4 protein-coding genes are annotated in these 5,076 nt (G+C 73.1%); 2 read left to right on the forward strand and 2 right to left on the reverse strand.

Going from position 1 to position 5,076, the window contains the following annotated elements; all coding sequences use genetic code 11:
• Together ABYE80_RS16895 and ABYE80_RS16900 are read left to right on the forward strand one after the other, a co-directional pair.
• The coding region (locus ABYE80_RS16895; protein WP_372791475.1) for a DegT/DnrJ/EryC1/StrS family aminotransferase at window positions 1-1,000 on the forward strand (1,000 nt) is incomplete at its 5' end.
• Window positions 984-2,780 (forward strand): glycosyltransferase, encoded by a 1,797-nt coding sequence (locus ABYE80_RS16900; protein ID WP_372791476.1) that lies wholly within the window; start codon window positions 984-986, stop codon window positions 2,778-2,780. The genes ABYE80_RS16895 and ABYE80_RS16900, both read left to right, overlap by 17 nt.
• Window positions 2,781-2,810: 30 nt before the next feature.
• Here the strand turns inward: ABYE80_RS16900 and ABYE80_RS16905 are convergent, their stop codons facing one another.
• Together ABYE80_RS16905 and ABYE80_RS16910 are read right to left on the reverse strand one after the other, a co-directional pair.
• Window positions 2,811-4,598 (reverse strand): hypothetical protein, encoded by a 1,788-nt coding sequence (locus ABYE80_RS16905; protein ID WP_372791477.1) that lies wholly within the window; start codon window positions 4,596-4,598, stop codon window positions 2,811-2,813.
• The gene (locus ABYE80_RS16910; RefSeq protein WP_372791478.1) at window positions 4,598-4,921 is read right to left on the reverse strand and encodes a DUF4333 domain-containing protein; all 324 of its coding nucleotides are present in this window, start codon (window positions 4,919-4,921) and stop codon (window positions 4,598-4,600) included. The genes ABYE80_RS16905 and ABYE80_RS16910 overlap by 1 nt, the downstream gene beginning before the upstream one ends.
• Window positions 4,922-5,076 lie beyond the last annotated feature (155 nt).

Below are 5,076 nucleotides of genomic sequence, written 5' to 3' on the forward strand. Positions count from 1 at the left end.
CCCGGAGGTCGAGGCGTTCGAGCAGGAGTTCGCCACCTGGGTCGGGACCGCGCACGCAGTCGGCGTCGCGAGCGGCCTGGACGCCCTGGAGCTGGCGCTGCGGGCCCTGGACATCGGCCCTGGGGACGAGGTCGTCGTCCCGTCGAACACGTACATCGCGACGTGGCTGGCGGTCAGCGCCGTGGGCGCGACGGTGGTCCCGGTCGAACCCGACGAGGAGACCTTCGCCATCACGCCGGACGCGGTCGAGGCGGCGCTCACCCCGCGCACGGCGGCCGTGCTCTGCGTGCACCTCTACGGCCGGGTGGCGTTCGCCCGCGAGCTCCGGGCGCTCTGCGACCGCCGCGGCCTGGCCCTGGTCGAGGACGCCGCCCAGGCGCACGGCGCCCGCGGCGCGGGCTCGACCGGGCACGTCGCCGCGTTCTCGTTCTACCCGTCCAAGAACCTCGGGGCCCAGGGGGACGCGGGCGCCGTGACGACGGACGACGCGGCGATCGCCGCCCGGATCCGGGTGCTGCGCAACTACGGATCGCGCGAGCGCTACCGCAACGAGGAGCGCGGCGTGAACTCCCGCCTGGATCCCGTGCAGGCCGCGATGCTGCGGGTCAAGCTCGCGCACGTGGACGCGTGGAACGATCGGCGTCGTGCGCTGGCCCGGCGGTACGCCGATGCCCTCGAGGGTGCGCCGCTGACGCTGCCGGGAGCACCGGAGGACCCCCGGGATCACGTGTGGCACCTGTACGTCGTGCGCGCGGAGCACGATCGGGACGGCCTGCGTGAGCGACTGGCCGAGCGGGGCATCGGCACCCAGATCCACTACCCGATCCCTCCCCACGCCTCGGGCGCGTACGCGGACCTCGGGCTCGGGCCGTTCCCGATCGCCGAGCGCATCGCGAACGAGGTGCTGTCGCTGCCGATCGGTCCCCAGCTGCCGCCGTCCTCCGTGGACGTCGTCGCCTCCGTCGTCCACTCGGTGCTCGCGCATGCCGGCCACCGCTGAGCTGAAGCGTCACGCCGACGTCCTCGACGCGCTGACCGACGCGGCGCGGCGGTGCGTGGACGAGGGTCGCCCCGGGGTGGCCGCCGTCCTGGTCCAGAGCGCTGCGGGCGTCGCGGCGCTGCGGCATCCCGGCCGCTTCGCCTGCGAGCGACTCGAGGCCGTGCTGGCGGGTGCGGCGCGGAGCCTTCCCGACGTCCCGTGGGTGGGAGGGGAGGGCGTCCTGCACGTGCTCTCCAACGCCATGGATGTCGGCGGTCACACCCGTCTGGCCTGGAGGTGGATGGAGCGCGACGCCGGCCGGCGGCACTCCTTCGTGGTGGCGCGTCCGGCGGGCCCCACCCCCGCTCCGCTGGTCGCGGCCGCGCAGCGCAGCGGCGGCGTCGAGCACGCCGTCCCCGGGTACGACGCCGGACTCCTCGCCACCGCCGAGGCGCTGCGGGCGCTCGGCGCACGGCACGACCTCATCGTCCTGCACGTGCAGCCCAACGACCCGCTCGCGTCGCTCGCCTGGGCGGACGTCGCGGACCGTCCGCCGATCCTGTTCTGCAACCACGCCGACCACTGCTTCTGGCTGGGGCGCGACGTGTGCGACGTGGTGGTGGGCCACCGCCCCGTCGCGGCCGACATCGCCGTCGACCGGCGCGGTCTGCCGCGGTCGCGCACGGCGACGCTCGCGTTGCCCCTCGACGACGTGGCGCGCACCACGTCGGAGCGTCGCGCGCAGGCGCGCGCACGCATCGGGATCCCGCCGGACGCTCGCGTCCTGCTGACCATCGGGTCGAGCTACAAGTTCGAGGGCGGCGACCGGCACCTGCTCGACGCGGTGCAGCCCCTGGTGGCCGCCGACCCCCACACCCTGCTGCTGGCGGTCGGCCCTTCGCCGACGGGGCGGTGGGCGCAGGCGGCCCAGGCGACGGCCGGCCGGGTGATCGCCGCCGGCGTCGTGCCGGACGTGAGCGACGTGCTGGCGGCCTGCGACGTCTTCGTCGAGTCCTACCCGTGCTCGTCGGGGACCGCCGCCGTGGAGGCGGCGCAGTCCGGCCTGCCCGTGGTGGCGTGGGCGCCCGACGCCGTCGAGGCGGACCTGCTCGGCAGCGCGGGCGCGGCCGCGGGGCTGTGGCCGGTGGCCCGCACCGCCCAGGAGCTACGTGAGCTGATCGAGGCCGCGGCGGCCGACCCCGACGCGGTGCTCGGCCACCACGCGCCCGACCGCTGGCGGGAGGCACTGGCGACCGCCGAGGCGGCGGCCCGCGCGCTGGGGCCCGTGCGACGCGGCGAGCTCGCCGAGCCGCCGAGCCACGAGGGCGCGCTGGACGTGGTGCTGCACCACCTGCACGCGCGCACCGGGCACTGCCACCCGCTGGAGGTCGTCGATCACTGGGTCGCCCAGAGCCGTGCGCTCGCCGCGTGGCCCACCCTCGGTGCGTGCTTCGTCCCGAGCCTCGCGGGTGCGACGACCCACCTGGAGCTGCAGCGGTGCTTCGACGTCGCGGTCGCCGACCCCGGGCCCGGCGAGGAAGGGCTCGCGATCGAGGCGCTGCGGACCCTGCTGGTCAGCCGGATCGCCGCGCGGGGCGTGCTCACGCTGGACCCCGAGCGGGTGGCGACAGCGCTCCCGGCGCTGCAGGCCGCCCTCGCGGACGGCGTCGAGGTCGACCTCGACGTGACCCCGACCTCCCTCCCGGCGGCTGAGGTGCGGGACGGCTACCTGGCCGTCCGCACCCCGGAGGACCGCTTCGGGGACCTCCACGCCCCCGCGGTCGACGCGACGGCGCTCTGACCGTCGCGTCGCGCCAGCGGTCCTCTCCGGTCAGGGCTGGTACGGAGCCTTGACCGTCTTGAACGGACCGTCCTCGGGACCGACCTCGAGCTCGAGCGACTTGCCGGCCTTCGGCGTCTGCTTGTAGTTGAAGTACACGCCGTCACCCCGCTTGCCGTCCAGCTCCAGCTCGTCGGTGCCCCAGATGTAGGAGCGCGTCGCCGTCTCCTTCCCGACCAGGAGGCCGAAGTAGCCCTTCCCGTCGAGGGACCCGTGCGTGCCGTCGGCGTCCAGCAGGACGGTGCCCGACTCGCGGTCCACCAGCAGGCCGATCGGGGACCCGGGCTTGAGGCCGACCGCCGTCGCGGCGAACGTGTACGCCGCGTCACCGTCCTCGAGGCCGGCGTAGAACTCCGGTGTGGCGTCCTTCTTGGAGTTCGTCTCGTAGTAGAAGCCGCGACCCTTGCCGTCCAGGTACACGTTGTCCTGCTGGCCGGGGGCGATGCGGATCTCGTCCACGGCGACGACCAGGCCGCCCCCGACGAGGTCCAGCGACACCGTCGCGGTCTTCTTCAGGTTGGAGCCGTCGACCGTGATGCCGATGTCCTTGCCCGCCGGGACGCGGTACCGCGGCTCGGGACCGGCCTCCCAGTTGCGAACGCTGAAGCTCTGGTCCATCTCCACGCCGGGGATCTCCCGCTTGAGCTTGCCGTCGACGATGCCGGTCTGCCGGTCCTGGTCGTCGGTCAGGATCAGGTGCGGGTGGTTGGCGACGTCCCCGTTGAGGGTGATCTCCGAGTACTGCTTGGCGTCCGGGAGCGTGCTGCCGAGATCCTCGCCGTCCTCGGCGGCCTCACCGCGGCAGAAGGGACAGGGCTGCTGCTCCTCGCCGGGCGTGGTCGGGAGCAGCACCATGCTCTTCGTGTCGGCGTTGCCCTGGTAGACCTCGCCGAGGTTCTGCGGGTTGGTGCCGCCGACGTACTGCCAGCTGTTCTCCTCGAGGTCGACGTCCATCGCCCGGGTGATGCCGGGGTAGTTGTTGTCGTAGACGAGGATCGCGGCCTTGCCGTCGCCCTTGTCCTCGATCGCGAACGGCGTGACCGCGTGACCGCCCGACCCGTCGGCCATGAAGATGCCGATCGTGTAGTCCTCCTCGCCGGAGTTGAGCGTGTCGACGAGGCGGTCGACGATCTTGTCGGGCGTGCCCTCGACCGTCTTCTCCTGGATCAACGGCAGCGCCTGGTAGACCCAGTGCTCGGCGATGGACTTCTGGAGGTCGACGTTGTCGACGATCTCCAGCTCGCTGGTGGTGTCGTCGCCGAAGTCCTCGGGGTCGAGGACCTCCTGGAACATCCGGATGGCCGCGACCGAGAAGCCCATGCAGTGGCCCCCTCCCATCGCCTCGTTCTGGTTGTCCATCCAGCGCTTGGCCGGCGGGATCAGACGGCAGTCCTCCCCGTCCCCGCCGATGCAGACCTGATCGCCGAACAGCGACTGGACCTCGGCCGTCGTGAGGTTCTCGGGCCCGACGTCGTTGCCGTAGTTCTCGAAGCTGAACCCGTCGACCTCCGGGCGGAAGCCGCTGTCGGCGATGATCTCGCCGGACGGCTCGTAGCTCTCGGCGTCTCCGGCGCTGGCCGTCTCGCCCTCGTCACCGAGCAGGCTCGCCTGGACCTTGACCGGCGTCCCCTCGCCGATCGCCGGCGCGCTCTTGGCACGCTCGGACAGCTTCGGCGTGTCGTCCCCGCCCCCGCCGCAGCCGGCGAGCACGAGCGCCAGGACGACGAGCAGCGTGCCGACCGGCCCGGCACCCGACCGTGTGGTGTGGCGCGCGCGCATCACTGCGCCACCTCCCAGCGGATGTTGCCCTCGTCGTCCTTCTGCTCCACGGTGACCGTGGCCGTCTCACCGCTCTGCGGGTCGGTGGCCTCGCACTCGAACGTCGCGCCCTTCTCGACCTTGACGTCCTCCGGGCACGAGACGCTGACGTCGCCGCCGAGCTGCTCGGTCAGGCCGGCCGCGATCTGCGTCTCGGCCTCACCGGTGTTGAGCGTCTTGCCACCGACCGAGACCTCGGCGCCGCACCCAGCGGCACCGACCGCGCCGGCGAGCGCGAGGGCGAGGGCGACGGCGGCACGACGGCGTGGAGCGGAACGGGTCATCGGATGGAACCTTTCGAATGAGGGGACGTGCGCTGTCGCAGCGTCAGATCGTCAGCCAGATGCCGGCCGAGACGATCAGGGTCGCGGCGCCGAGGACGGTGCCGATGAAACGGGTCCTGCGGCTGCGGACGACACCCGCGATACCGAGGAAGAAC

This window comes from Paraconexibacter sp., assembly GCF_041602235.1.
Lineage (GTDB): Bacteria > Actinomycetota > Thermoleophilia > Solirubrobacterales > Solirubrobacteraceae > Paraconexibacter.